16 protein-coding genes and 2 pseudogenes are annotated in these 23,913 nt (G+C 52.5%); 7 read left to right on the forward strand and 11 right to left on the reverse strand.

What is annotated here, in order from left to right:
* Window positions 1-32: 32 nt before the first annotated feature.
* From FX984_RS15355 to FX984_RS15390, 8 genes and pseudogenes are all read right to left on the reverse strand, one after another.
* The gene (locus FX984_RS15355; RefSeq protein ID WP_122487261.1) at window positions 33-1,904 is read right to left on the reverse strand and encodes a DUF262 domain-containing protein; all 1,872 of its coding nucleotides are present in this window, start codon (window positions 1,902-1,904) and stop codon (window positions 33-35) included.
* Window positions 1,901-3,148 carry a restriction endonuclease subunit S gene (locus tag FX984_RS15360; RefSeq protein ID WP_146477790.1) on the reverse strand — a complete coding sequence of 416 codons (1,248 nt, stop codon included), beginning with the start codon at window positions 3,146-3,148 and terminating at the stop codon, window positions 1,901-1,903. The genes FX984_RS15355 and FX984_RS15360 overlap by 4 nt, the downstream gene beginning before the upstream one ends.
* Window positions 3,145-5,556 carry a type I restriction-modification system subunit M gene (locus FX984_RS15365; RefSeq protein ID WP_146477788.1) on the reverse strand — a complete coding sequence of 804 codons (2,412 nt, stop codon included), beginning with the start codon at window positions 5,554-5,556 and terminating at the stop codon, window positions 3,145-3,147. Before FX984_RS15365 ends, FX984_RS15360 begins: the two co-directional genes overlap by 4 nt.
* A gap of 1,207 nt (window positions 5,557-6,763) precedes the next feature.
* Window positions 6,764-7,240 (reverse strand): hypothetical protein, encoded by a 477-nt coding sequence (locus FX984_RS15375; RefSeq protein ID WP_146477784.1) that lies wholly within the window; start codon window positions 7,238-7,240, stop codon window positions 6,764-6,766.
* Window positions 7,237-7,446, reverse strand: coding sequence for a hypothetical protein (locus FX984_RS15380; protein WP_146477783.1), 210 nt, complete (start codon window positions 7,444-7,446; stop codon window positions 7,237-7,239). Before FX984_RS15380 ends, FX984_RS15375 begins: the two co-directional genes overlap by 4 nt.
* A gap of 211 nt (window positions 7,447-7,657) precedes the next feature.
* A pseudogene (locus tag FX984_RS33210) lies at window positions 7,658-7,957 on the reverse strand (DUF7693 family protein); the annotation flags it as partial.
* A gap of 231 nt (window positions 7,958-8,188) precedes the next feature.
* Window positions 8,189-8,800: pseudogene (locus FX984_RS32745) on the reverse strand (histidine phosphatase family protein); the annotation flags it as partial.
* Window positions 8,801-8,971: 171 nt separating this feature from the next.
* Entirely contained in the window at window positions 8,972-9,487 is a 516-nt protein-coding gene (locus FX984_RS15390; RefSeq protein WP_146477779.1) for a helix-turn-helix domain-containing protein, read from the reverse strand.
* 200 nt (window positions 9,488-9,687) lie between these two features.
* Here FX984_RS15390 and FX984_RS15395 point away from each other — a divergent pair, with 200 nt between their 5' ends.
* The 6 genes from FX984_RS15395 (at window position 9,688) to FX984_RS15415 (ending at window position 14,756) form a co-directional block, all read left to right on the forward strand.
* Window positions 9,688-10,245 (forward strand): hypothetical protein, encoded by a 558-nt coding sequence (locus tag FX984_RS15395; protein ID WP_186511905.1) that lies wholly within the window; start codon window positions 9,688-9,690, stop codon window positions 10,243-10,245.
* A gap of 224 nt (window positions 10,246-10,469) precedes the next feature.
* Window positions 10,470-10,871 carry a hypothetical protein gene (locus FX984_RS15400; protein ID WP_146477775.1) on the forward strand — a complete coding sequence of 134 codons (402 nt, stop codon included), beginning with the start codon at window positions 10,470-10,472 and terminating at the stop codon, window positions 10,869-10,871.
* An 86-nt stretch (window positions 10,872-10,957) separates the two neighbouring features.
* A complete protein-coding gene (locus tag FX984_RS15405; RefSeq protein WP_146477773.1) occupies window positions 10,958-11,422 on the forward strand; it encodes a 3'-5' exonuclease family protein in 465 nt (154 codons plus the stop codon).
* 349 nt (window positions 11,423-11,771) lie between these two features.
* Window positions 11,772-12,446: a YEATS-associated helix-containing protein gene (locus FX984_RS15410; RefSeq protein ID WP_146477772.1), complete on the forward strand. Its 675-nt coding sequence runs from the start codon at window positions 11,772-11,774 to the stop codon at window positions 12,444-12,446.
* A gap of 352 nt (window positions 12,447-12,798) precedes the next feature.
* Window positions 12,799-12,963, forward strand: a complete 165-nt coding sequence (locus FX984_RS32495) for a hypothetical protein (protein WP_177045778.1) — start codon at window positions 12,799-12,801, stop codon at window positions 12,961-12,963.
* Between the two features lie 215 nt (window positions 12,964-13,178).
* Window positions 13,179-14,756: an ATP-dependent nuclease gene (locus tag FX984_RS15415; RefSeq protein ID WP_146477770.1), complete on the forward strand. Its 1,578-nt coding sequence runs from the start codon at window positions 13,179-13,181 to the stop codon at window positions 14,754-14,756.
* Between the two features lie 25 nt (window positions 14,757-14,781).
* On the opposite strand, the gene FX984_RS15420 is transcribed toward FX984_RS15415, so the two are convergent.
* Both FX984_RS15420 and FX984_RS15425 read right to left on the reverse strand, forming a co-directional pair.
* Window positions 14,782-15,333 carry a hypothetical protein gene (locus tag FX984_RS15420; protein WP_146477769.1) on the reverse strand — a complete coding sequence of 184 codons (552 nt, stop codon included), beginning with the start codon at window positions 15,331-15,333 and terminating at the stop codon, window positions 14,782-14,784.
* A gap of 200 nt (window positions 15,334-15,533) precedes the next feature.
* Window positions 15,534-20,108, reverse strand: a complete 4,575-nt coding sequence (locus FX984_RS15425) for an NACHT domain-containing protein (RefSeq protein WP_186511903.1) — start codon at window positions 20,106-20,108, stop codon at window positions 15,534-15,536.
* A 219-nt stretch (window positions 20,109-20,327) separates the two neighbouring features.
* Between FX984_RS15425 and FX984_RS15430 the strand changes: the two genes are divergently transcribed.
* Window positions 20,328-20,825 carry a hypothetical protein gene (locus FX984_RS15430; RefSeq protein ID WP_223841630.1) on the forward strand — a complete coding sequence of 166 codons (498 nt, stop codon included), beginning with the start codon at window positions 20,328-20,330 and terminating at the stop codon, window positions 20,823-20,825.
* Window positions 20,826-21,347: 522 nt separating this feature from the next.
* Here the strand turns inward: FX984_RS15430 and hrpB are convergent.
* Window positions 21,348-23,870 (reverse strand): ATP-dependent helicase HrpB, encoded by a 2,523-nt coding sequence (gene hrpB, locus FX984_RS15435; RefSeq protein WP_146477767.1) that lies wholly within the window; start codon window positions 23,868-23,870, stop codon window positions 21,348-21,350.
* Window positions 23,871-23,913 lie beyond the last annotated feature (43 nt).

The following is a 23,913-nucleotide window of genomic DNA, read 5'->3' on the forward strand; positions in this document are numbered from 1 at the left end:
TCAACCCTTAGGTTCGAGATCGTCAACATGCCTTAAAGCAAATAATGCTTCAGCCTCTCAGGTGCCCATACACGATTTGCAAGAGCTTCAACCAGTTCGCATCTTTCCATTTGCTGCATTTTGTTGAAGGTTGCATAAGACTTGAAAGGTAGCTGCTGGGCTTTCCGGAATGCCTCAAATTTAGGTTGGTTTTTGTAGGCCGACTCAGTAAGCGTAGCTGCATAAAAATTCTGCTGCGCATACTGTGGCGCCTTTTCCTCGAAGGTATTGTCCTGATAACTGCGGTTCACATCCGCCGGAAGTAGGACGAGCCCGGCTACATGATTGCGAGCTGCCTCAAACTCCTGCTCAGATGCGAACTCTTCGGAGTGGCGACTGTATTTGTCAGCCCAAATGTGCTCGATGTCACAAGGATTTTTCGAATTGCGATCTACATAGTGTGGGAATAAATCTGGTTTACCTGCACCCATTTCGGTGAATGCTGTGATGCGAGCTAATAAATGGTAAATATAGCGTCGACTGAACTGATTCAATCTAAGATCATTGATGCCATGACGTCCACGACTTGGACTTCCCGAAAAAGTCACATCGTCAGCATCAATCTTGCCCATTAGTACCTGAACCAGCTTCTCAAGGCTTAGCCCACGAATCTCTTTGCACAAAGACCACATCGTGTAACTGGTACTTGAGTAGCCCACACGGATGTAATTGACCGTACGGCGCATCAGCCAAATATCTAGATAGCTGGCCGTTACCGCCAATTTTCGTCGTACCGTGTCACTGTCATCGGTTACCCGCAGGGGCGCCAATAGCACGGTATTTTGCCAAGTAAACTCATTGTGGGCGTTGTAGTAGATCGCCTCAAGCCCAGGCGTGTAAGTATGGCTCGCATCTAGAATCTGTCGGTACACCGAACTGAAAAATGGGAAGTGAGTAGTGATTAACTCAAGGCTGGCTGTCTCAGAACCAACGCCTAAACGGGCTTTATTATCACGTGCCCAGCGGTGAAAAACCGAGCCGATCAGCTCCCAGTCCTTGTCGACTGCTCCGGCCTTGCCCTCACGTTTGGAGTCGGCATATTGCGCGCGAAACCAAGCTTTAATGCAGGCCGAATCTCGCTCCGGCTCTGACTCATTGCCCCACGAAATAAGATCAAGCACCTGGCGCTTCCAAACCTGATTGGCATTTCGGCGTCGTGCGTCATCTTCAATCGGGGCAAGCAGATAAGCCTTGAGCATATCCACCGGGCTCAATGGCTTGCCGCGATCATTCATAGTCTCGAAAATCGCATAGGCATAGCTGTCGTTATCGGTGGCAATCTCGATCAAACCAACCTTGTTGATCAGCCAGTAGATGAAGTGCGGTAGCGCATTTTTCAGCTCACCCACCAAGTCAATTTGCTCAATGTCTTGGTAACGGTTGTACATGGTCTGGATGGATTCTTCCCTGCCATCTGGACTGAAAGGCACATCGTTGAACAGAGCCTCGATTACTGGCAGTCGTTCGGTGATATCCAGATTGAACAGAGGCTCCCCAAAGGGCGCGGAATAGATCAGTGGCGCCAGGTTTCCCATCACCCCTAGGTCTTGCATCTTGGCCGCATTGTGCAGATAGATCAGCAGAAGCGTCAGAGATGTTACTCGCTGCTGTCCATCAACCAGATAGCTTTTGCCATTGCGCTTGCTGACGATAATTGAACCGAGGAAGTAGTCTTCGTAATTGCTGACCTCCTTGGTCTTGTCGCCTTCTTGGTAGCAGCTCAAAAATTTGTCGCGTAGGTCACCCAGTAGCTCTTCAATGTTTTCTCGCTCCCATTTGTACTCACGCTGGTATTCGTCAATGGAGAACGATTGGCTTTGCAATAATTGCTGTACGGTGCGGTAGTGCGGGGTAATGGTGCTCATAGAAGACGAATCCTTCCTGTCAACAGCTCCTGCATCATGCCCAGCTTGAGTTGTCGGGCTTTGTCGCGGCGTATTTCGTAGGTGGAAAGCTCGCTGTCCAAATCGGAGAGTATGGTCGCGATGGCAGTTTGTTCTTCAAATGTCGGTGGAGTCGGAATAGAGAAAGAGCGAATATCGTCAGCACTAATATGCGGTATGGCAGTCACAGTTTTCACCGAGTCACAGTGGGCTGTAAAAAAAGGACTCCCTATAAACTGAGCCAAATAACCAATATCAATACTCCTTGATCGGATTCGAGCAACTCGCTGGAGAAGCAATGCTGGCAAGTCAGCTTCAACTATTCGTGCATAGCTCCTGCCTACCAACGATCCGTCCATTGAAATTACTAGATCCCCAACCTTAACCTCATATTTGGCTATCTCGTGATGTATGGATGGCCAAAACTGCGTTATTTCGTCTGACCAATCGGTTTGCCCACGTTTAACATTAGAGCCGCGAAGTAATCTTACCCCACTATCAGAGTATAAGTCGCTCGGGAATGGAAAGCCCGACAATAAATCTATCGACTCACCGATGGTCTTTACTATCCACTCTCCACTAAACCCCGGCAGGCGTTGTTGGCCAGTTAGGAGCTGTTGCATGGCAGCTTGCTTGAGGTCGCGTTTTTTGGCGATCAGTTGATCTAGGCCGGTGATTAGGGCGTCCATGTCCGACAGAGCGGCGGCGATGGCACGCTGTTCTGAAATCGGCGGTAAAACTACTGGCGTGTCTTTAACTATTTGACCATTGAGGTTTTCCTGACCTCCAGTATTACTAGAGTTGCGAATCGACTCATATCGACTTGCCAAAAAATGAAGCGCAAATTCACGAGAGATACCGTCAGTTAGTAAAATTGAGGCGCACGCTTGGTTCGTCGCTGCTTCAATACCCAGAACACCAACTTTCCCGCGAGTCTTCCCTTGGCCGTAGAGCGCCATTAGGAGAGTACCTGCTGGAAGTAGTTTCGCTGCGGAGTTTTGAAGACCTGCGACTGTAATAAACTGGTCGGCATAGGTAATGGTATTGAAGTCGATTTGAGATGTCGTGACCCAAGGAATCAAACCATTCCAATAAGCAGCTTTTTCCCGGCTAGGAGTTCCTCCCGCGCCGACTATTGCCAGATCACCGAGACGTTTTATGCTCCATTCGTTCGGAATAACTCCAATCTCAGTCAATTTGTACCCCGGCCTAACCTGCGCACTCATAACGCAAAGCCCATCTTGGCCAGATGCTCGCTCACCCTCGCTGCCAGAGCCTCGACCTCAACAGTCAGCTGCGGCAACGGCGTGGCGTAGCGCTCGGCGAGTTGGCGGATGCGTGAAGTTAAGGCTTGGGACACACGATCCAGTTCGGTCTGTACATCCAAGGCCAAGATCGCGAGCCATTTGTCTTCAATCACTAGGGTTTTGATATCTGCTTCGCTGAGTTGTGCATATTGCATGGCCACTTTGATATCCAAGGCTCTTTGCGCCTCTTTGACCTTTTTGCCAGCAGCAGCTTCTTGCTCCAGTACGGCTAGGTAACGCTCAAGGGCAGCTAGCTCATCGGCAGCAGATAAGTTGTTTCTGATCGCCTTGATGCGGTCTTTTACGCTTTTGGCGGTGAGCTTGCCTTTGTCGGTTTTACCCTCTGCTAACAGACCATCTTCGCCACCTTGCTCTTCGTTTAGCTCTTCCTGCTGGCGGCTAAAAGCGTCGCGGACGGCTTCCAGTTTTTCGATTGCTGCTGCGTCAATTGAGAAGTAGCGCTTAATCAGCAGCTCTGGCGGCAACAAGTCCGTGTTCGGTTGTCCTTGATTCGGGCCATCAACTATGAGTGCCTGCCAGCCGTCGCTGACCAACTGATACAGATCGTCCTGCATTGCCGTGGCCCAGTAGTCGAGCAGGTGTTGGTATACGTCGTAGGCATCCAGCAACGGGGCTTGGGCGAAGCTGGTGAGTAGGTCTTCGGCCAGGCGGTCAATCAAAGCCTTGGGTTTGTCACCAATTGCGATGGCGTGCAGATGCGGACGATTGCGGGCTTTCCAGCCTTCGAACAGCTCGGTGATGGTCTGGTTGAAAGTGGTAAACTCTGGGTGGCCAAAGATGGTCGGTTTGATCTCGCCAATGGCCACTTGCAGCTGGCTGTAGCCAGCCCGTGCGGGGGTAAACAGACTGGTACGTACCGCTGGGATAACCTGCCAATAGGCGGCCAACGCATCGATGTCGCGGTTGGGAATGCCGCCTTGAAGGTGGGCGGCGATGTCTTGTAAGTCTTCGGCGGCGCTGGCATCGATATAGCGCGGGATGTTGAGGTTGTAGTCGTTGCCAGCAATTTCGGCCAACGGCACCAGGCGGGCGTACTTGGCTACTTCGTGCTGCTGGGTGAAGGTGTCGACAATCTTGTGTATGTCTTGCTCGCGCAGTCGGTTTTTGTTGCCATCTTTAATAAAGCCTTTGCTGGCATCGAGCATAAAGATGCCTTTGCGGCTGTGAGCGTGCTCTTTATCCAACACGATTATGCAGGCCGGGATGCCGGTGCCGTAAAACAGGTTGGCCGGCAGGCCGATGATGCCCTTGATAAAGCCCTGCTGGAGGATGCGCTGGCGAATAGCGCCTTCTGCACCGCCACGGAACAATACGCCATGGGGCAGAATCACTGCACCTTTGCCGGAGTGCTTGAGCGAGGTAAGGATGTGCAACAAGAAGGCGTAGTCACCATTTTTCTCGGGCGGGATACCAAAGCTGAAGCGCTCAAACTGATCTTCAGCCGGATTGAAGCCGTTACTCCAGGCTTTGGTTGAGAACGGTGGGTTGGCGACGACAAAGTCAAAACGCTTGAGCTGTCCTTTGAACGGGCCATGGGCCTCGGTAAAGTAAGGCGCTGAGAGGCTGTTGTCCTTCCAGATGGTGGCCGTCTCGCAGCTATGCAAGATCATGTTCATCTTGGCCAAGGCGCTGGTGGCGTTGTCCATTTCCTGGCCGTAGATACTCAGATCGAGATTGGTGGCGTGCTTGGCTTCGTCGTGGGCTTTCAGCAATAGCGAACCAGAACCGCATGCCGGGTCATAAATAGTCTGGGTGCTGTCGGTGGCTGCGCTAATGCCAATGACCTTAGCCATAATCCGCGAGACTTCTGCCGGGGTGTAGAACTGCCCCTTGCTCTTGCCAGACTCGGTGGCGAAGTGGCGCATTAGGTATTCGTAAGCATCGCCGAGGATGTCATCACCCTGAGCGCGGTTACCTTTGAAATTGAGACCGGGCGAATCGAAGATGCCTACCAGGTTGGACAGCCGATCCACCATCTCCTTGCCTTTGCCAAGCTTCTCGGCATCGTTGAAGTCAGCCACATCAATTACGCCAGTCAGGCCGTTGGCCTCGGCAAGAGTGCGAATGATGATGTTGAGCTTGTCGCCAATTTCCTTGTCGCCTTTGAGAGCGACCATGTCGGCAAAGCCACCGCCGACCGGTACTTCAAGCATCGCGTTATGTTTGCCTGCGTATTTGTCGGACACATACTTCACAAACAGCAGTACCAGCACATAATCCTTGTACTGCGACGCATCCATACCCCCACGCAACTCGTCGCAGGATTTCCACAAGGACGAATAAAGCTCAGATTTTTTGATAGCCATCGGGGAGAGTTACCGCCTTCGCGAAATGTGGAGAATGGGGAATGGTCGTGTGCGGCTACTGGATGCTCGCCGATGTTGACTTCAAGGCGGCGGTAGCATGCGCAGAATTGCAGTTAAAATTCTGCAGACTGAAAGCGATTCGGATTTGCGTGATGTGGCAACAATGCCCGAGGCGCTTCTCACGAATTTTGATTGCTTCAGGAGTAGGTCAGCCCGGAGAGCTTGATAGCTGACGCCTTGTTGATGCTGCCGCTCCATGCTGCATTCCGTGCAATAGATGATGGGGGGCATTGTCGTGAAGTGAGAGAATCGACGCAACCACCAAGCTGAGTGCATTCGCCGTTTTGAGAAGCGAGCCAGCGGATCTCGACTCACGACTGCAATTGTACGATTTGAAATCAGCCGGAATACTATTCAAAAACTGACCATACGTTTAGTCGAGGGCACTATGGCCAGAATAGCCAAGCCGAAGCCAAAGTCTCGATCAGGCCGTCCGAAGCTTGAAACGCAGCGAGTTCTTTACCAAATCAAGCTTTCAGGCTGGGATCTGTCTTGGTCGTTCAGTCTAGCGCGGCCCGATTTTTCGAGGGCAAACGAAGGCCATTACAATGAACACATGCTCCTAACTCTGCGAGGCAAGGTCGTCCATCCAGAGAACTTCAAATATCAGGAGGTCGAGTGCCAGCTTTATGCCGATGCGCGCCTATCTCAGGACATTGAAGTGCCTAGAGGCATTGGATCCATAACGGCAAGCGGAAAACGGTTTGGCGTCTTCATATCCGTACCTCGGGAGCGCATGAGCGCTTTGGTCGGTGCAGCAAATAGGTTTCAGTCCCTAGAGTTACACGCGACTCCTTTGCATTACCGGCGTGCACTGGTTATGACGATTCATTTGGGGACAGAGCCGGAGCCTGATTGGTGATTCCTCGCTTGGTAACCACGGGTTTTCTCCGAGGTTACCAAGGGGCATCCGCGTATCTGAATAGTCCGACGCAGCTTGGGTATGTCCATTTCAAACTAGGTTATTCGGAGTGTCCTGGATGCACGGTTGAACATGTGATTGAGGTGTGTCTTTATCCCGGTCGCCCATAGGACAGCGAAAAGAATCAAGAGGAGGGAATCATGACTGAGATTTTTTGCGCATATCCATGCTCTCATTCAGCAAGTAATACGTAGCTGCCTTCCCAACCAATCTGACGCCATCGACCTACTGCGTACGGAGCCAAAGCGCCACCTTTTCCAGCCTATCCACCTCTTGAAGCCGTGACTTCCCAGTATCCAGGAGATCGAGCAATCTTTGCTTATCGGTAAGGGATGGAAACCACTCATAAATATCTACATTGCAGTGATCTGAGTCACCAAGAGCCCACCTGACAACCATATCTGCAGCAGCTCTGTAGTGATCCGCCATGTAAAGCTGTCGACCTTCTACAGACCAGCCTCGCATCGCGAGCTCGTCGGTTACGTCGATGACTCCAGCGTCTCCAAAGAAATCGGTCGTATCTGGATAATGAATACCTGCCAAGGACACTTTCGCTACGTCCGAATCCCGGTCGAAGTAGGACAGGAAATGCCATCCACCTGTAGCGCTTCCAGCGTGCGGAAAGTTGATCGCAGCCTTGCCAGTGATGTAGTGCGTGCGGGAAACCCGTTGGAGATCAAAATCAAAAAGCGGCTGGGTCATGGGAGCTTTTTAAGCCGGGCTAGACCTTGCTTGATGTGGCCAACGTTTTCGCCAATGGTTTCAAGGGCACCACGGACATTATTCCCCACATCTGCATGACCGTGAGCTTCGACGTGGAGTGTCAACTCCATCAGGGCTGCCTCTAGGGCGAGCTGGTTTTCGTACATCCTTTCCAGCACATCTGATAGCGAATATTCATTCTGCACTAGATCACCTCCATGGTCAGAGTCGGCAGAATAGCAGGAGCGAAAGCATCGCGTTATCCACTCAAGAATGATCAAGGCAAGCGGAGCGCGCAGGCGAGAGCCGAAGGCGTGAGGATGGAAGCCCGGAGGGCCAAGACGCTGGCGTTTACGACAATGCTTGGTTCACGACAGCCGTTCCTCTTGGGACACGCGACGAAACGGCAATTCGGACTTACAACTCTTTCAACATCCGCTCAAGTGTTCGGTGTTCCCATGTGCTTAACAGTGCTATTGGATCAGTGCCAAAGCGATCCCCCGAGTCAAACGACCACCGCCGCCCATCAGGACTGACGCATTGCTCGCAGTAGTCGAGCTGATCGCAGTCGCTGTAAATCGATATTCGCCATCCATCGACATCGACTTGGAAATGGCCGGAATAGATGTGGGCCCATGACTGCTGACCAACCTTACTCATGACGCTTCGACCGAAAATCGCCTCCCTTAGCACCTGGCATATCTCTCTCGCTGAGAGCTGCGCCGAAGTGTTTCCGCTAACGCTACCTACCTGGGATGAACGAGCTGCCGTTCTGGCCTCCTTCAGCCTTTGCTCAGCGTACATAGCCGGATCATCATCTGGCGGCGGATAGCCCGCAGCTGAGAGTGCTTCGGCACGCTGTTCAATGAGCAACCGCCCGGGATCGCGAAGTGCTTGGTAGGCTCTGCCAGACACGCATTGAGTTACGTCAATTCGCGCCTCTCCAGGATTTATGTTCCAGCCAGCGTCTTCTGGGTACTTGGTTAGCGTGTAGCCACAGCCGTTAGGCACGTGGTTGGTGATCTCGTACTCCCGCCATTCGGCCATAGCTTGACCATCAATCTTCTGTGGCTTGCATTCAATCAGCCAAGCCACCGCATTGATGAATTGCCCATGTGAGAACACGGCAATGTCATAAGCGGGATGCTCTGCAAGTCGATCTAGGAATGACCTAGCTCTAGATACAAAGCCCAGGAATGACTCTGCGCCTTCCCCGTCCGTGAACGCGGGATCTGACTTGGCCCAGTATCCCTCCACCCAATCTCGTCTCTGGGCAACGGTCGTGTTGATACACCGTGCAGGTTCAAGGTAGGTGAACTCGTGGATGGGCCATATTTCGAACGGCGCTGAGGGGAAAGCAGCGACTGTCTGCATCGCCGTTGTTTGAGCTCGGGAAAACGGAGAGGCAACAATCAGATCTGGGGCCTGGACGAATGACCCGGCTACTTGGCGCGCTTGCTCGATCCCCTTTGGGGTAAGAGGGATGCTCGCATGATCGAGGCTAGGTTCGCCTGCGTTGGCCGCGCTTTCTCCGTGTCTGATTAGCCTGACATGCATAATCGAATACTCTCGCAGGCTGGTACGCAGCGCTTTCCATCCATTGTTGATATTGGCGGCTTATGACGTAGAACCAATGGATTGTTGCCCCAACGATATCAGAACGCTTTGGTCAGTGGTCTGGATGGGCAGTGCAGAGCCTTTGAGCATACCGACAGCACTGTAATGAGAAAACTATTCCTTGTGCCAGTAACGCTGCACAGTGGAGGCAGGTAAACCGAGCTTGATCACTGTCTCACGCTGAGTCATACCCGCAACCTTGCACTCTCGTACTGCAGCCAATTTTTTCTGGGAAACCTGAGCTCCCGACGGTCTGCGTACCAGCTCGCCATTTTCTATTTGGCTTGCGAAATCGGCCAAGAATCGTGGCGAAGAAAACTCGCGTACTTCCGTTTTTACTTCGGCCAGTAACTCATGAGGCGATATTTTTTCGCGAAGACTTGTTGCGAGTACCAGCAACGAGATAGTTCTGAGGTCAAGGATCTTTGCTACGGATTCGAGCGTTTCAAGCGATACGCTGACTTTACCGTTTTCAAGGTTGTTCACGTGTGTGGGGTCGATGCCAGTCGAAAAATCCTCTGCTTTCAGATCACGTGCACGTCTGAGAACGCGTAGGACAGCGGCAAGTGAGTCCCTAGCAAGCATTGGAATCTCCAAATGCGAGGATAAGGCCACATTGCTAAAACCCATTCCATCTAATATATTCAGCCTCGGGTATTGCTGGTTGATATCACCTATGCACCGGCGACCCGCAGGGTAACGCCAGAGGCTCCCCACAGCAGGGTATTCGGACGCGCCTCCCTGCTACCGGGACATGTTTACATTTTGGGGAAACTGTAGATTGCAACTGCCCCAGAACTCTATTACGTGAATACAAGGTAAACGTTGTAATGAAGTTTGATTGCGTAAAAGTTTCCGGAAAGCTCGACTATGTCCGATCTGTTATGCCCATGAATGGTGGCTATAAAGCCAAGGTCAGTATTGATGGGGCGGTAATTCCTAATTTGACACTGACCAATAAAATTTACGAAGAATTAGAGGTTGGCCAAAATGTGACATTTTATGGGATGTTCAAGAACAGTAGTAAAAAAGAAAAAAACATTGGTGTGATTTATGGTGTTCAAAAAGAAAGTGGCGAGAAAATGTTCGCTACTTCCTTTAGGCTTATGGTGCCAATGATTTTGGCGGGCGCCGCCGCTCTCGCCTTCTGTATCGTATTTCTCATCGGTTGGTTTCCATCTCTATTCGCACTGATCTTCTTATTCGGACAAGATCAAAGCTATATGTATAACGCTACAGTGGTTACGATAGTTGAAGCAGGGTTGGTTGCGCTGTTTTTCCTTTGGCGTGCCTGGGTAATTTTCAGTGCCACCTCAAGGCCGGAATCGTGGGAAGTTATCGCCCCTTCCACGCTGTCGAGTCGCTTCAGCAAGTTTCATAAGGAGTAATGTTCGCGGCTGACGGTAAAAGCGAAATGTTTGCCCCACAATTTCGCTGAAAATTGAACACAGTCAGAATGCCGGTGCGTTGCGCGTTAGCAAGCGGAGCGCGCAGGCGTGCAGGATGAGCGCCCGAAGGGCCGAGACGCGGTTTGCCGTGGCTCGGTTCACGCCAGCCATCCGCCTAAGGCGGCACGCTATAACTATCGCCAGCGTTGTAAAAGGAGGGTGAAATGACCTGCGATTTACTCCGCGAGCGTGAGAGAACTAGGCGAAGAGTTCTGTGGGCGCTTGCAAGCCTCCGTCCTGGTGATCCCACAGCATCCGAGCTCCTTACCATCCTCAATGATCTCGATGACCAAGAGCGAAACGACTACCCCTGTAGCGATAAGCCACTCGAACTCATTGAGGTTCGTAACTCTGTCTCGGTGATGCGCCATAACTCGGGAATCGACATCATCTTGGAGCAGACTATTCCGCAGCCCTGGCGAGAACGCTTTCTGCAAGCGAGCATCGGATCAACCAGTGTTACTGATGGGCCCTACGCCGCAGACTGGGATAAATTCCTGACTGAATGGGAGCGTGAGATGCAGCATCTGCAAACCCATCGACTTGCACAGGCTGCTAACAGCTAGAACGGCTGGTTCGAGCGATGGCGGCGGAAGCATACAAGCAGTCGGTGTTGCCGCTGAAAATCGCAACCTCAAGCAGGAGCCGTAAGGTGGAACGACCTTCTTTTTTTATTGATTTTGAAGCCTCTGGAATAGCTCCTGACAGTTATCCTATCGAGGTAGCCGTCGTGTCGGCTGAGACCTCCTTCAACTCGCTGATCAAGCCGGCCCGTTATTGGACGCACTGGTCGTTTGATGCACAAGACATGCACGGTCTCACTCAAGATCAGTTACATCAGGAAGGTGATACCCCAGTGGCTGTGGCGAGAAATATGAATCAGCTGTTTTCAGGCCAGGTGCTTTGCAGTGATTCACCTCAGAACGTTTTTTGGCTCGATGTGCTCTACGAGGCAGCAGATCTGATACCTACCTTCGAGTTGAAGCCTTTGGAGGTGTTTGTGGGTAGGGAGGCGGCTAGTGACATTTACCGCCTACTGCCAACAACCGGGCAGCACCGAGCTTTGAATGACGCAACTGCTTTGATGAACGCCTGCCGTGCTTTTTTCGAAGCTTGAACTATCAGAGGGGGAATACCGACCCTCAGCTGCGAAAGCGATGAGTCCATTGAAGTATGGGTGTAGCACAGCTTGTGCAACCGCTCGAACCGAAGGCAGGTGATCACGTGCCTGGCAGGAATGGCAAGCGGAGCGCGCAGGCGAGCGGGATGAGCGCCCGGAGGGCTGAGTTTGACTCGTCTGTGCCTCAGTTCACAGCCCCCCTTCCCGGCAGGCGACTCGCCATAATCGCCCATTTTCCTTGACTGATTCCATTACTCCATCCACGCGATGGGTTGTATCAAGATCAGCACTTCAAGCACTATGCCAATAAGCCACTACAAAACGAAAAATTCGCAAGGAGGGCAAAATGCTCGCATTGGTTTTATGGACGCTCGTTGGCACTGGTGCGGTTGGAGGTTTCGCTGGCCATCTGCTTTACGGTGGAAGCTGGGGATGGGACGTAGGGAAAAACGTTTTGCTGGGTATCTGCGCTGCGCTTATGGTTCCTCTATTTTTCAACACTATATCCAGCACTTTGCTTCAAGAGATTCTGAGCAATAGCGAGCTTGACTCTACTAAATATCTCATCCTCATTGGGTTCTGCCTAATAGCATCGATATCCGCCCAAAAATTCATTCGCCTAATGAGTGCTAATATAATAAAAGAGCTTAGAGAGGTGAAGGAGAAAGTTGAAGCCGCAGAGACCAAGGCGGAGTCCGCATTGGAAGCAACTGAGAGTTCTATGGAACCAGAAGCGGGGCCACTAAGTTCAAAAGATCAAGAGTTTGTTGCCGGATTAGACCATACAACAAAGCAAGTTCTTATCCACCTCCTTGATGGCCCTTATACAATGAGGTCGGCTACAGGTCTAGCTCAAGAGCTTGAATTGAAACTTGAACTTGTCAACGAAGCTTTGATTGCCCTACAGGAAATGAATTTTGTAAGACGTGGAGTAAATGCAAAAAATCAGAAAAGATGGTATCTGACTGGCTCGGGTAAAAAAGGAGCTATGGAATTAAAAACGCGCTTAACACCGTCCTGAAAAAAATGGATGCCAGATAATGAGGCGACATGATGAGGGTGGCTCTCAGTGGAGCATGGCTAAGTCGCAAGATGCTTTGCACCGATTGGCCTCCCGCCGCATTCAGCCTCTTCGTGCGCTGCGACCGAATAATGTGCCGGAGCCTCCGACAAGCGAAGCGCGCAGGCGTGTGGGATGGAAGCCCGAAGGGCCGAGAGGCCGGCGCTTGCGCCAAGGCTCGGTTTACGACAGCCCCTCCCCGAAGGGGCACGGCCCAACGCCAGGTCGTAGGAACAGAAGACCAAGATCCTACTGCGAGGATTTCCCGATGGGAATGTAGAACGATGACGACACAGTGTACTGCGACGTTCAAATGCCCTTATCTCAGGGCCGTGAGCTGTTGCAACTGGTGACGACATTGAGAGAATCGAAAGCCCATCCCAAACTCGACAGTGTCTTCGAACACATGCAAGACGAGCTCAGTACGTCCATCGATATCGTGGATAACCCGCCGACCTGGGGGCCTTGGTTTCCGTAAACCTCACCACAACTCATACTGTTTCTTCCTGTATCTCGTGGATAACCCACCAGTGTGAAAGCTGCCGGTGCCGGCGAGTACAACTCCTGCCAGCACCTCTCCTTCCGTCTCTCTAGGTACAATACGAGCGTGAAGCCTGCACCGCTCGGAGGCTCATTTTTAGAAAATGTTTAATGAGTGCTTCTACCAACATCAATTAGTAAAGGAATACGATCTTGCATATTAAAAGCTTTGGTCTGTTGGGGCTTCGAACACTCTGCCTCAACAACATCATGCAGACCAACTCCCTCAATCCGCGTGATGTTCCACAAGTCAAAGCTTCAAAGGTTAATATTTTCGTTGGCCCCAACGGCGGCGGCAAGTCAACTGTGCTAGATATGGTGCGCGCACTCAAGGATGTTGAGATTATAAAAACCATTGCTCGTGAAAATATGCGATCCACTACAGTGGCGACATCCATCATCTACTTTGACAAGGGAACTTGGGTAGCTTCAATATTTAACAAGCTAGATATTGATGAATTTGGCACATACATTGCCGTTACTACACGAGATGAAAGACACCTATTTGAGGGAAGCATCTACAGCAAATCATCAAAACCACCAAAAGAGCTTGTAAAGGTCTTAGATAAACTAGAAGCCATAATCAGTTTTCGCTCATCACACGACGAGCGCGGAGTTTGTATTCAAAAAGTCATCAATGCGCTCAATAATGATGGAAAGCACCTCGTGGGACTCGCGCCACACCCATTGCGGCACGACCAGGTAGATTATAAGAGGCCTCCGAATGAAGATCATACCTACAAGCATGCCAATCCAATTAGCTTTCTTGATAAGAACACTTTAGGTGTCTACCTCAACGATGACTTAGGTCAGTACAACCATATCCCAATAAAGATGCTGCCGTCTGGATGGCGGGCGTTTGCTGGACTAATAGGATGGCTGGAGTCTGTCAATGATAACCAGATATGTGTCATCGAGGAGCCTGAAGTCCACCTGCATCCAACGCTTCAGAGACTCATGATGGCTAGGGTTTCTGAAATCGTCACCCGCAAGAACCTTCAGCTTTTCATCTCTACGCACTCGTCTGTGCTTCTCGACATATCAAGCTGGTCTGTACCAGACACAAAGCTATTTGAAGTCAATGGTTACGCATTATCAGAATTAACATCACCTGCAAGGGCTCTGTCAGGGCTCGGCATAAAGCCAAGCGATGTTTTCCAAGCCAACGGCGTGATATGGGTCGAAGGGGCGTCTGATCGAATCTACATTTTGCACTGGCTTTCGCTCTGGTGCTCGACGCATGGTAAATCCATGCCCATGGAAAATCTTGATTTCTCCTTCGTTTTTTACGGCGGCTCTATGCTCGGCCATTTCACATCAAATGCTACGCCAGGATTAATTGACATATTCAGTATAAACAGGAACTCCATAGTAGTTATGGATCGAGATCTAGACTTTCAGCGCGCAGCTGACGACACTGATGAATGCATTAACCAAAACTGCGTGAAATATCAGGTTTGGACAGACATTGCTGAACATGGGTCGAAGACAGGATATTGCTGGGTGACTGAGGGCTATACGATTGAAAGTTATTTGCCAGCAGCTTTTCGAGACAAGCATTATCGGATTTTCGGCGCTAGACTAAAGCAGGTTACCAGCTATTCAAAAGTTACTGTCGCCGACAAATTCGTAACTGGGGGCAGCACTTTCAACCATAGCCATGATCCACAAACCGACTTGCCAACTCAGATTGAAAGGCTTTTCAACACTATTGAGGCATGGCAGTTGTAGGCCTAAGCCTCGCCTAGAAAGGAAATCATAGGTCTGCATCCCAAGCATCCATTGCCTCGCTCACAGTAGCCAACCAGCGGAGATGATCGTTCTGTATGGCAATGGCGACGTGCCTGGCTGTGTTGGCTTCGACCCAAGTCGGGAGACTCTCTATGGCTTCTGTGAACAGACTGGCTGTAGCAACAGCGAATCGCCCCGTACTTGTAGACTGAAGGCACACGTAGCGCACAGCGGCGCCACTAGAGAGCCGACGCCAAGCCACTACCTCAATACCGTCCTGCAGCTCTACAGTGGCCTCAGCAGAGGTATCAGCCTCCTGCCCCACCTCAACGGCTGCCACTGCTTGGCATAGCCCACTAGACGCTCCGGGTTTGTGGACAAGATGCTTCAACTGCTCACGGGAGGCGACAATTTGTTCACGGAGCTCTTCTGGATCGATGAAAATCCCTCCCTCTTGAGTCACCCGGAGGGTCTTGAAGCTGTTCGCTGCCCGGATGAACTCACGCTCACGCGCTTTCTCCCGCTCGGGGCGGCGGTCAGGAAACAGCCTGCTAGTTAAGCGATAGAGGTTGATCATGTAGGGCTCCGGTGACTAGGTGGTAGCTAAGGCACACCGGCAGGCTATCACCCAAAGCCTCCCTGCACGAAACGCTGGCATGGAACAGCCCATGGGTTGTCGGTCTGGAGGGTGATGCGGCGGGGTTAAGCGCACTCCACAACTGGGGGGCATAGGCTAAAAGATTGCGCTTGCGCCCAGAGTAGTGACACCTTCCGCGCTCACTCATCCTTAGTACCGTTACAGCGATCCTCCTTCCATGATTCCATTTTTGGCCTCCCTCGCTCGAACCAAACTACACCCTCAGACCTTCTCCATGCTGCATGAGAGTTCCCTCCGCCTGGCCACACGCCTCGCTCCGCAACAAACGTCCAAACACACGCCAATCCTTTCTCTTTCAACATCCGCTCAAATATGTCCTGTCGTATGAAGGCGTGTGAACCATCGTCAGGGCCCATGCTGCAGATCAATTGGGGCTTCCCTAGCGCATCCACATAGACACGTGGATCTGAGAGCATCGGGGTAATGGACAGCTGATTTGCCAACCAAGGGGCTGGTAAATGTGCAGAGGCTCCCTCCGGAAGGGAGGCATCCAAATGGGACTCCCAATGATATTTAACGCAGGGAAATGCTACCTCGAGCTCACCTTGGTTATGAAAGCTGGCAGGTGTCCACATCAACTGATCCCAGGTAAAGCGCCACGGGGCCTCAAGCAGATAGCCGTCGTCCGTGCAACTGCGTCCCGACCACCTCGAAACATCCAGAGAACGCTGATTGCTCAGAAAGCGAATCAACTGTTTTTGATCTTTTTTCCTGACAACGACAGGCATGAGGAAACGCCATTCCTGCTGACGTAGCCCGTGCTCTCGGCTCTCTCCATCGTCGTAACGATTCGCCACGGAGCGATGCTCGTAAAGGACTAGCCACTTTTCCCCAACCTTGTCGGTTCGGCCTACGAGGCTTGGCATCACTAGACTAGGGTCAAGCTTGAAAGGCCATTTCTGAAGGCAGTCTTCGGCTGTTTCCTCGGAAACAATTGGTGAGATGTCTACAGAACCAAAACCGGAGTCGGACAGCGCTTGAAGAACAGTAGGGTCGATATCTCGATGGAAACCTAGGTCGATGGATGAACGGTAATCACGTGTTCCATCGACTCGCGCTTCGGAGAGCCAATTACTATCGGCGAGCCGACAAAGGAGTTCATCGAGCGCAAGCCACTCATATTTGGCACCAATCCGTTCAAAGATGGGCCTCTCGCGGGAATAGCTGTGACGGTGAGAGCTATCAGATGGAAAGCGTTCTTTTGTCCATCCGAAGTCATAGGCGCGCTTTGCAACCCACCGTTTGGCCGCCTCCATGTCGACGCCTTCTAACGTGCGCGGATACTTTTCCGAGCGGGCGATGCACCATCTAAATTCGTCGGCGAATCTTCGTTTTTCGTCAACATCCAATAGATCAACAAGCTTCCTCTCTAGCTGCCGAAGCTCCTCGGAGTGGTCATGCGTCTCCAGTTCCTCGAACTCTTCAACCGCCTCCACCCCCTCGACTTCCTCAAACTCCTCAACCGCCTCTACCCCCTCGGCTTCCTCAAGCTCATCAAGCTCCTCGAGTATTTCGAATGGGCGGAGCAAGAATCGGAAAGGATTAAATTGGAGAGCACTGATCGCATCGACGATTTCTTGCCTGTCTGGGTAAGGGGCAATTACCTCTGTATCGAATCGCTCGTTCATCTCGGATTGCGTGTGAGGCATTTGAGAAGTCAAAGCAACGCTCGAAAATGAGCTGACACGATGCTTGATCTCATCAGCGAACTCACTTATTCCGCCAGTGCAAGAACGCTTGATTTCGTCACCTCCGGCTTTTGTGGCGACATCATCGAGAAGAGCCTGTGAAACAGTTAATTGAACAGGCTGAGATTTATAAGGTGGCCTACAGGCGCCGAGATCGACTTCGGTAGGCAGGCAACGATAGTGGGCAGCCAGCTCAATAATCCCGGATGCATAGTCCCTCAGCATGATCGATAGCGGAGCGCACTGCTCAGAGAAAACCATCCGGTAAGCTACCGGGGCGTAATGCTCCAACCGCATTGGAGATGGATCGATACAACATGCGCCATACGCAGCCCCGTGCAACCGTTCCATTACGTAGAGATCATCAAGGCCAGCGAACCTCTTACACAGTTCACCGTAGAGCTTGACCTTCGAAAACAGCAATGCGGATAGCGCCTTGGTCGCTTTGTCTCTGATTTCCCTATGCGATGACGCCGTCAGCCACGTGACCGCGAGACCGCAAAGAAGCTGTACGTGCCGATCCGTTTTCTCGGTCTGACTGGTCAAACACCAGTCCAGGAGGCGGCGGATCGTGCTGCCATCCGCCATATCGAAGTCGTTGATTTTCACCGTCCAGGAAGCATCACGCTCTGGCATCATTTTATTAATCAGAATGTCGTGGAGTAGTTCAGCGTTCCAAGGATGATCAACGTTGGCACAGAGTTCGATCAGCACGTAGAGCTGGCTATCATCGACATCCAAGATAGCCTGGTAAATTTGCCAAGTGCGCTCCGTGAAAGCATTCGCCCCCCGCCAACGCAAGCTCTCCAGGAAGGCGCCTCTGACCGAGTCTTCGTTGATCCAGATATCGATATCTCTCGGAAGTGCATCCAAAAGCTCTGAGCCGAAACGCTCAGGAATTTGGATAGACAAGGCTTCAGCCAGACCAGCCCACTCCCATTTGAATCTGTCGCCGTCAAGAATGAAGCTCAAAACCCCGTTCTCCAGTTCGAGCTCTGGATCCGTCACCCCCTTGAGCAGAGCGTCCGCCATGAGGTGGTCTTGGAGTCGCTGGAAACTGAACCTCACGATATCCTCGACCGGAGCAAATGGATCAATTTCAAGCCGGCGCGGTGGTGGGTCGAGTCGGAAAATTCCGTTCTTCTGCAGGACGTCAAACCAGGTTTTGGAAGATGGTGAAGAAAAATTCGAAAACACCTCCGCTGAAATTCGCACAGCATCGGCCAAGACCACGTAATCGCGCCTCTCTGTGGCCATCAACCTGGCGATGGCCGAGATTGCCGCTGTAGTAGGAGCGACCAGATCTTCGCTGCCGTCTCTTCCGACACCTAAATTTCGTGCAACGCTGCGGATGTAGAATGCAAAAACCTGCTTCGTGCCATGCAGCCCCTTGGGGAATTGCTTACAACCGTCTCGGGCAAGGGCAACGCACGCACTGCGAAGAAACAGCGGATTCACAAACTCAGCTGAGAGCCAAGGCGTATCCGGCTGGGAAATGCCTCTCTTGTGCAGGTAGATCTTCGCGGCCCTCGATTGCTCTTCATTCGTCACGAAGCCACGAATGGTGAAGGCAACTGTCGTCTCCATCACCTTAGGCGGAACTACATACGGTGTGTACTCAGTACGACAGGTGACGACAAGAACGAGGTTCTCGTAAGCGTTGACTCGGGCAATCAGAGCGGGAAGTTCATTCCTCCATAGCTGCGCACCCGCACCTTCGTTGATGGCATCGATGAGAATGAGTCCGCGCTTTTGAGCGGCCTCAGCGGCAGAACTCATAGCCTGCAAGAATATCTCTGGCTCAACAGTCCCCAGCCCGAGTATTTCTGTCGCTTGCCTCCAAAACCCCTGAGAGCCTAATTGCTGCCCCAAAAGTAAAACCACCGGATGCCCATCTGAAATCGCTTTTTGAGCAACGGAACCGAGTGTGTGCGACTTGCCTGTGCCAGCCTTCCCTGTCAGAAGGGCAAAACGGTTTTGCTCAGCGGAATAGAATTTCCCTTCCAGCTTTGAACTCAATCCGTAGAGGGCATTTGAAAGCTCGTCCAGCTTATGGCTAAGGTAGTTCATGTCCGAAGAGGAGTATTCCCTTCTGGATTCAGACTTTGGCATATTTTGCCAAGCCCAGGCTTTCAATTCATGGACGCTATTAGAGGCGTCTGACAAAGCAGCGACGCAATCAACAATGGGCCAAGCCTCCCAAGAGTCAGAGCCAAACCTGCTGCCGAATGCCGCAACCTTGGATGCCTCCTGCTCGACACGCTGGATACCAGCGATGAGGCTGGCGTCGGAATCATTTTTTATGAAGTGGTTAAACCTAGCGGTCTTTGCGATAGCGAAAAAAGCAGACTTCAGCTCGGTTGTGACCTCTTCGTCCCGAAGGAGCACTTTGAAGAGGCTTTCGATTCCAACCTCTACGTGATCTTCTGGGTGATATCGCTCATCGAGTGACTTTACGGCGAGTTCCACATTCTTGTGGAACCATTGCCCAGATATTTCCAGCTCGCCGAACCAGAACCTTCGTAGGCCCTCAGCAGTTGGGTGCAACAATTTGTCGGTAAGATCAGACGCCGTCCAGGGCACGAACTCAACCGTGGGAATGCCGCTCTGGGCACAGAGCGCTTCCCAAGCAAGCTTGTGCGTATTCCAGTGTTCCCATCCTTTTTTCCCTGCGCCTAGCGCTCCGCTGCGATCTGTAAGGTCGCAGGGAATGGCAATCACATACTGTTTGAGTTCAGGGTGAGACTTCAAAGCCTGCTCGACTGACTCGTCGATTTTGCCCCAATCGACCTCCCGTGACCTGAGGTAATACTTGGCCTGATAGCCGATCTCAGAACCGTCCTGGAGCAGCCAATAGCTCTCGATCCCTCCGTCGCCTCCCGAGCCTTCGATCCGCCTGAACTCTTTGGCGCTCTCCGGGCGGTCGCGCCTGGCAAGTTGGCAGACGAGCTCCTCGAAAGACAATCTTCGCCCGTCGTCCTTTCCGATGATTTTTGAATAGTCCATTAAACGTCCATCTGAAAGCCGGATTTTAGCGCCGGGCACTGCTCCCCTAAAAGTTTGGGTGCTCACCGGCGAGCGATAAGATTCAGGTCTCTTCCATGGTTCCGGTGCATACCTGTGAACACATCACGAAGCGCTTGCATCGAGCGTTGGCCACCGAGGAGCCAGTACGTTGACATCATGCCTTAATCGAATATTCTCGTGGGCCGAAAAGATGTGGCCATGAGTATGCGCTGGAACGATTTGACGATAAATGGAAGAACAGTCTGCATGGCGCACCTCCAGCCGACCGTGCGGACATTCCAGATAGGAGATCGCGGCGTTAGCGTTGAATTCACCTTCGGATTCCATTGCTTTACGGACAACAAGGAAAACGGGCCGCTGATAGTTAATCCGAAAACCAAGGAGGAGCGATATTTCTGCCCTACACGTTACGACTTATCAAAGCAGCTCCTCGACTACATCGACAGGCGCTTCATTGAGTCGAAGGTAAGGGCTCATTTTGCGGGGGACAACAGGCGCTATTTTTGTCTGGATGCCCACGAATACGCGATTTTCTTCGAAATCCGTAAACCTCAGGATGTCGAGAATCTACTTCGACTGAACTTGGTTTCTGCGTACGAGGTCAACGATTGGGGGCGGTCGGGCCTGCCTACCAAAGGGCCGATCTGGAACGTGCGCTACGTGCTGGAGAAACGCAACGAAGGCGTGAAACTCTAAGGCCGGTCGCTCATCGGACAAACAGAAAGCAAAAAAGCCCTGCGGCTCACACCACAGGGCTTTTTGCTGAATCAGATATCGGCCTAGCCTTTCAAATCCCGCTCACTGGCTGGGAGGAACTCGCCTAAGCTCGTTCCCGGCATCACCACCCCTCCTTCGAGGTTCCGGTCTGTGGCGACAAACTCATAGTACCTAAGCGTGATTCTCACGTCAAAAAAATCAACGTTGTGACCGGTCACGCTTTGTTGGTAGAGAGACCTCTTCTTCCTGGCCCCTGTCGCCAAAGTGCCTCACCAACCACCGGCGCGCCTGAATTCAATGCCCATGAGCTCCAGTATGATCAGGACATTCACTGAAAGGAGGTGTGTTCAGATGGATGGCTGCATAGGCTAAGCACCACGCTGAAGAGCAAGCGGAGCGCGCAAGCCAGGATGGCTGAAGGCGTGAGGATGGAAGCCCGCAAGGGCCAAGACGCGAAGGCGGCTTGGTTCACGACAGCCGCCCGTCAGGCACGCCTTATCCTCAATGCTTTCTAGGCTTCGCTCTCGCAGTCGCTTCAGCAACCAATGGGTCTTCTGGCCAATGGTGCTTTGGGTATCGGCCCTTCAGATCCTTCTTCACTTCCAAGTAGGTGCTGCGCCAGAAATTGGCGAGATCCTGGGTGACCTGCACAGGCCTACGAGCCGGCGAGAGTAGATGGAGAATCAGCGGCTGCTTGCCCTGAGCGATGCGTGGTGTTTCTGCCAGCCCAAACAACTCCTGCAGCCGTACCGCGAGGATCGGTGGATGCTGCGAGTAGTCGATACGGATATTCGATCCGGACGGCACCAGGATGGTCTGAGGTGCCTGTGTCTCTAGTTCCTGTGGAAGCGGCCAAGGCAGAAGATTCCTGACAATCGATGACAGATCCAGTTGGCTGAAGTGGCTGAGCCTCGAGACTTTGCCCAGGTACGGTGCGAGCCATTCTTCCAGCGTGTCCAGAAGGTTGGTATCGCTGAGATCAGGCCACTTGCTTTCTGCTTGGCCATTTTGGATATCCAACTGACGTAGCAGATTGACCCGCGCCTGCCATTGGCGCAACTCAGGGTTCCAAGGCAGAAGCTCGATGCCCTTTCGCCTCACCAGATTGACCAAGGCTAGCGAACGAGCTTGCTCATCAAGGCCTGGCAAAGGTGTTGTGGACAGTACCAACTGCCCCACCTTTAGCTGCCGCTCAGCCTTGAGTACCCCCTCCCTCTCGTCCCAGTCAACCTCATCGACTGACCTTACAAGGTCAGCCAGCTCGTCATCCAACAAAGCTGGATCGAGATCGCTCGCTAGGTAGATCCGCTCCTCGCGCTGCCCTTGCCGACTACCCAGATCGGCCACTACAAGCCACTCATGTTTAGTGAGAGCATCAGGCTCTGAGAACACAGCAGCCCGCCCGTTGGAGAGACGGTACTCAGACGCACTCGCACGCCTCTGGAGACCTACTCGGTCAGGGTAAGCGAATGCCAGTAGGCAGCCTACCCATCTCGGGTGATCCGGCCCGCAGACAGGGTGAACGGCTCTCCCACGTAGCAGGGATCGATACTGCCGAGCAGACTGCTTCACGCGCTGGAAGGATCCACCGCCTCGACGTGAATGTTGATCGCCGGTTAATGCACTCAGTCTGGTGTGAAGATCGGCACCTGCACCACGCAAAACATCCTTCTCACCCAGCAGCGCAGCGATGTTGCAAGCAAGGTCATCCAGCCCCATCGCGTTGCCTTTGATGAGCATGTGAGCGATCCGTGGATGCGCTGGGAGCTCGCTCATGGCTGATCCGTGTGGTGTGAGCTGTCCAGCATCGTCGAGTGCGCCCAGGCGCTTCAGCAGGTCTCTACCTTGGCCGAAGGGAGCTGATGGAGGTTGGTCGAGCCAGGTCATCTCCTCCGGCTTCATTCCCCACCGGGCCAATTGGAGAGCCAGGGCTGCAAGATCAGCCTGCAAAATTTCAGGTGTACTGTAGCCAGCCATTTGTTCGTGCTGCGACTCAGACCAAAGGCGATAGCAGATACCTGGTTCCAATCGCCCTGCCCGTCCTGCACGCTGAGTAGCACTGGCCTTCGAAATACGCTGTGTGTCGAGCCGGGTCATTCCACTGCGAGGATCGAATTTCGGCACTCGCTCGAGACCACTGTCCACCACCACTCTGACACCTTCGATGGTCAAGCTGGTCTCCGCGATGTTCGTGGCCAGTACGATCTTCCGGGAGCCTTTTGGTGCCGGGTCTATCGCAGCACGCTGTGCGTTCAGGTCAAGGTCACCGTACAGCGGGCATACGATCACCTCTGGACGACTGCTCAACTGCTCCTTGAGCACCTCAGCCACCCGCCGAATCTCTGCCTGCCCTGGGAGGAAAACCAGAACGCTTCCCGGCTGTTCGTTGATGGCGGCCAAGCAGGTATCAGTGACCCTCGAATCGATTCGCTCCCCCGGCTGATATGGGCTACTCCAAACCGTAGAGACCGGATACATCCGCCCCTCACTCGTGATAACTGGCGCGTCATTCAGAAGCTTTGAAAGCCGAGCGCCTTCCAGCGTTGCGGACATCAGAAGTAACTTCAGTGGGGGCTCATCCCGCAGCAGCTCACGAGCACTCACGCACAAGGCCAGCGCAAGGTCAGAGTCAAGGTTTCGAAGGTGGTACTCATCGAAGATGACCACACCCACACCGTCCAACGCGGGGTCATCCTGGAGACGGCGAGCCAGGATGCCTTCGGTGACCACTTCGATCTGGGTGCGCGGGCCCACCTTGCTTTCAAGGCGAATTCGATAGCCGACGGTCTCACCAACCTTCTCACCCAGTTCACTTGCCAAGCGCTCAGCTGCCGCCCGAGCAGCCAACCGCCGAGGCTCGAGCATGATGATTTTCTGGTCACCAAGCCAAGGTTCGTTCAGCAACGCCAGAGGCACTCGGGTGGTCTTACCCGCACCAGGTGGCGCTTCAAGGATTACTTCGTGGCGATTGGACAGGGCGTCTCGAAGGTCAGGCAATACGAGATCAATAGGTAGAGAAATCATCAAGGCTCCCAAATCAGAGAAGCATTATACGACGGGCACTGTA

Source organism: Pseudomonas marginalis, from assembly GCF_008692035.1.
Taxonomy (GTDB): Bacteria; Pseudomonadota; Gammaproteobacteria; order Pseudomonadales; family Pseudomonadaceae; genus Aquipseudomonas; species Aquipseudomonas marginalis.

Bases quoted from the DNA above. Each gene is read 5' to 3' on its own strand.
- FX984_RS15355 (WP_122487261.1), bottom strand. From the start codon at position 1,904: ATGAGCACCATTACCCCGCACTACCGCACCGTACAGCAATTATTGCAA.
- FX984_RS15360 (WP_146477790.1), bottom strand. From the start codon at position 3,148: ATGAGTGCGCAGGTTAGGCCGGGGTACAAATTGACTGAGATTGGAGTT.
- FX984_RS15365 (WP_146477788.1), bottom strand. From the start codon at position 5,556: ATGGCTATCAAAAAATCTGAGCTTTATTCGTCCTTGTGGAAATCCTGC.
- FX984_RS15375 (WP_146477784.1), bottom strand. From the start codon at position 7,240: ATGACCCAGCCGCTTTTTGATTTTGATCTCCAACGGGTTTCCCGCACG.
- FX984_RS15390 (WP_146477779.1), bottom strand. From the start codon at position 9,487: ATGGGTTTTAGCAATGTGGCCTTATCCTCGCATTTGGAGATTCCAATG.
- FX984_RS15395 (WP_186511905.1), top strand. From the start codon at position 9,688: ATGAAGTTTGATTGCGTAAAAGTTTCCGGAAAGCTCGACTATGTCCGA.
- FX984_RS15400 (WP_146477775.1), top strand. From the start codon at position 10,470: ATGACCTGCGATTTACTCCGCGAGCGTGAGAGAACTAGGCGAAGAGTT.
- FX984_RS15410 (WP_146477772.1), top strand. From the start codon at position 11,772: ATGCTCGCATTGGTTTTATGGACGCTCGTTGGCACTGGTGCGGTTGGA.
- FX984_RS32495 (WP_177045778.1), top strand. From the start codon at position 12,799: ATGCCCTTATCTCAGGGCCGTGAGCTGTTGCAACTGGTGACGACATTG.
- FX984_RS15420 (WP_146477769.1), bottom strand. From the start codon at position 15,333: ATGATCAACCTCTATCGCTTAACTAGCAGGCTGTTTCCTGACCGCCGC.
- FX984_RS15425 (WP_186511903.1), bottom strand. From the start codon at position 20,108: ATGGACTATTCAAAAATCATCGGAAAGGACGACGGGCGAAGATTGTCT.
- FX984_RS15430 (WP_223841630.1), top strand. From the start codon at position 20,328: ATGAGTATGCGCTGGAACGATTTGACGATAAATGGAAGAACAGTCTGC.
- hrpB (WP_146477767.1), bottom strand. From the start codon at position 23,870: ATGATTTCTCTACCTATTGATCTCGTATTGCCTGACCTTCGAGACGCC.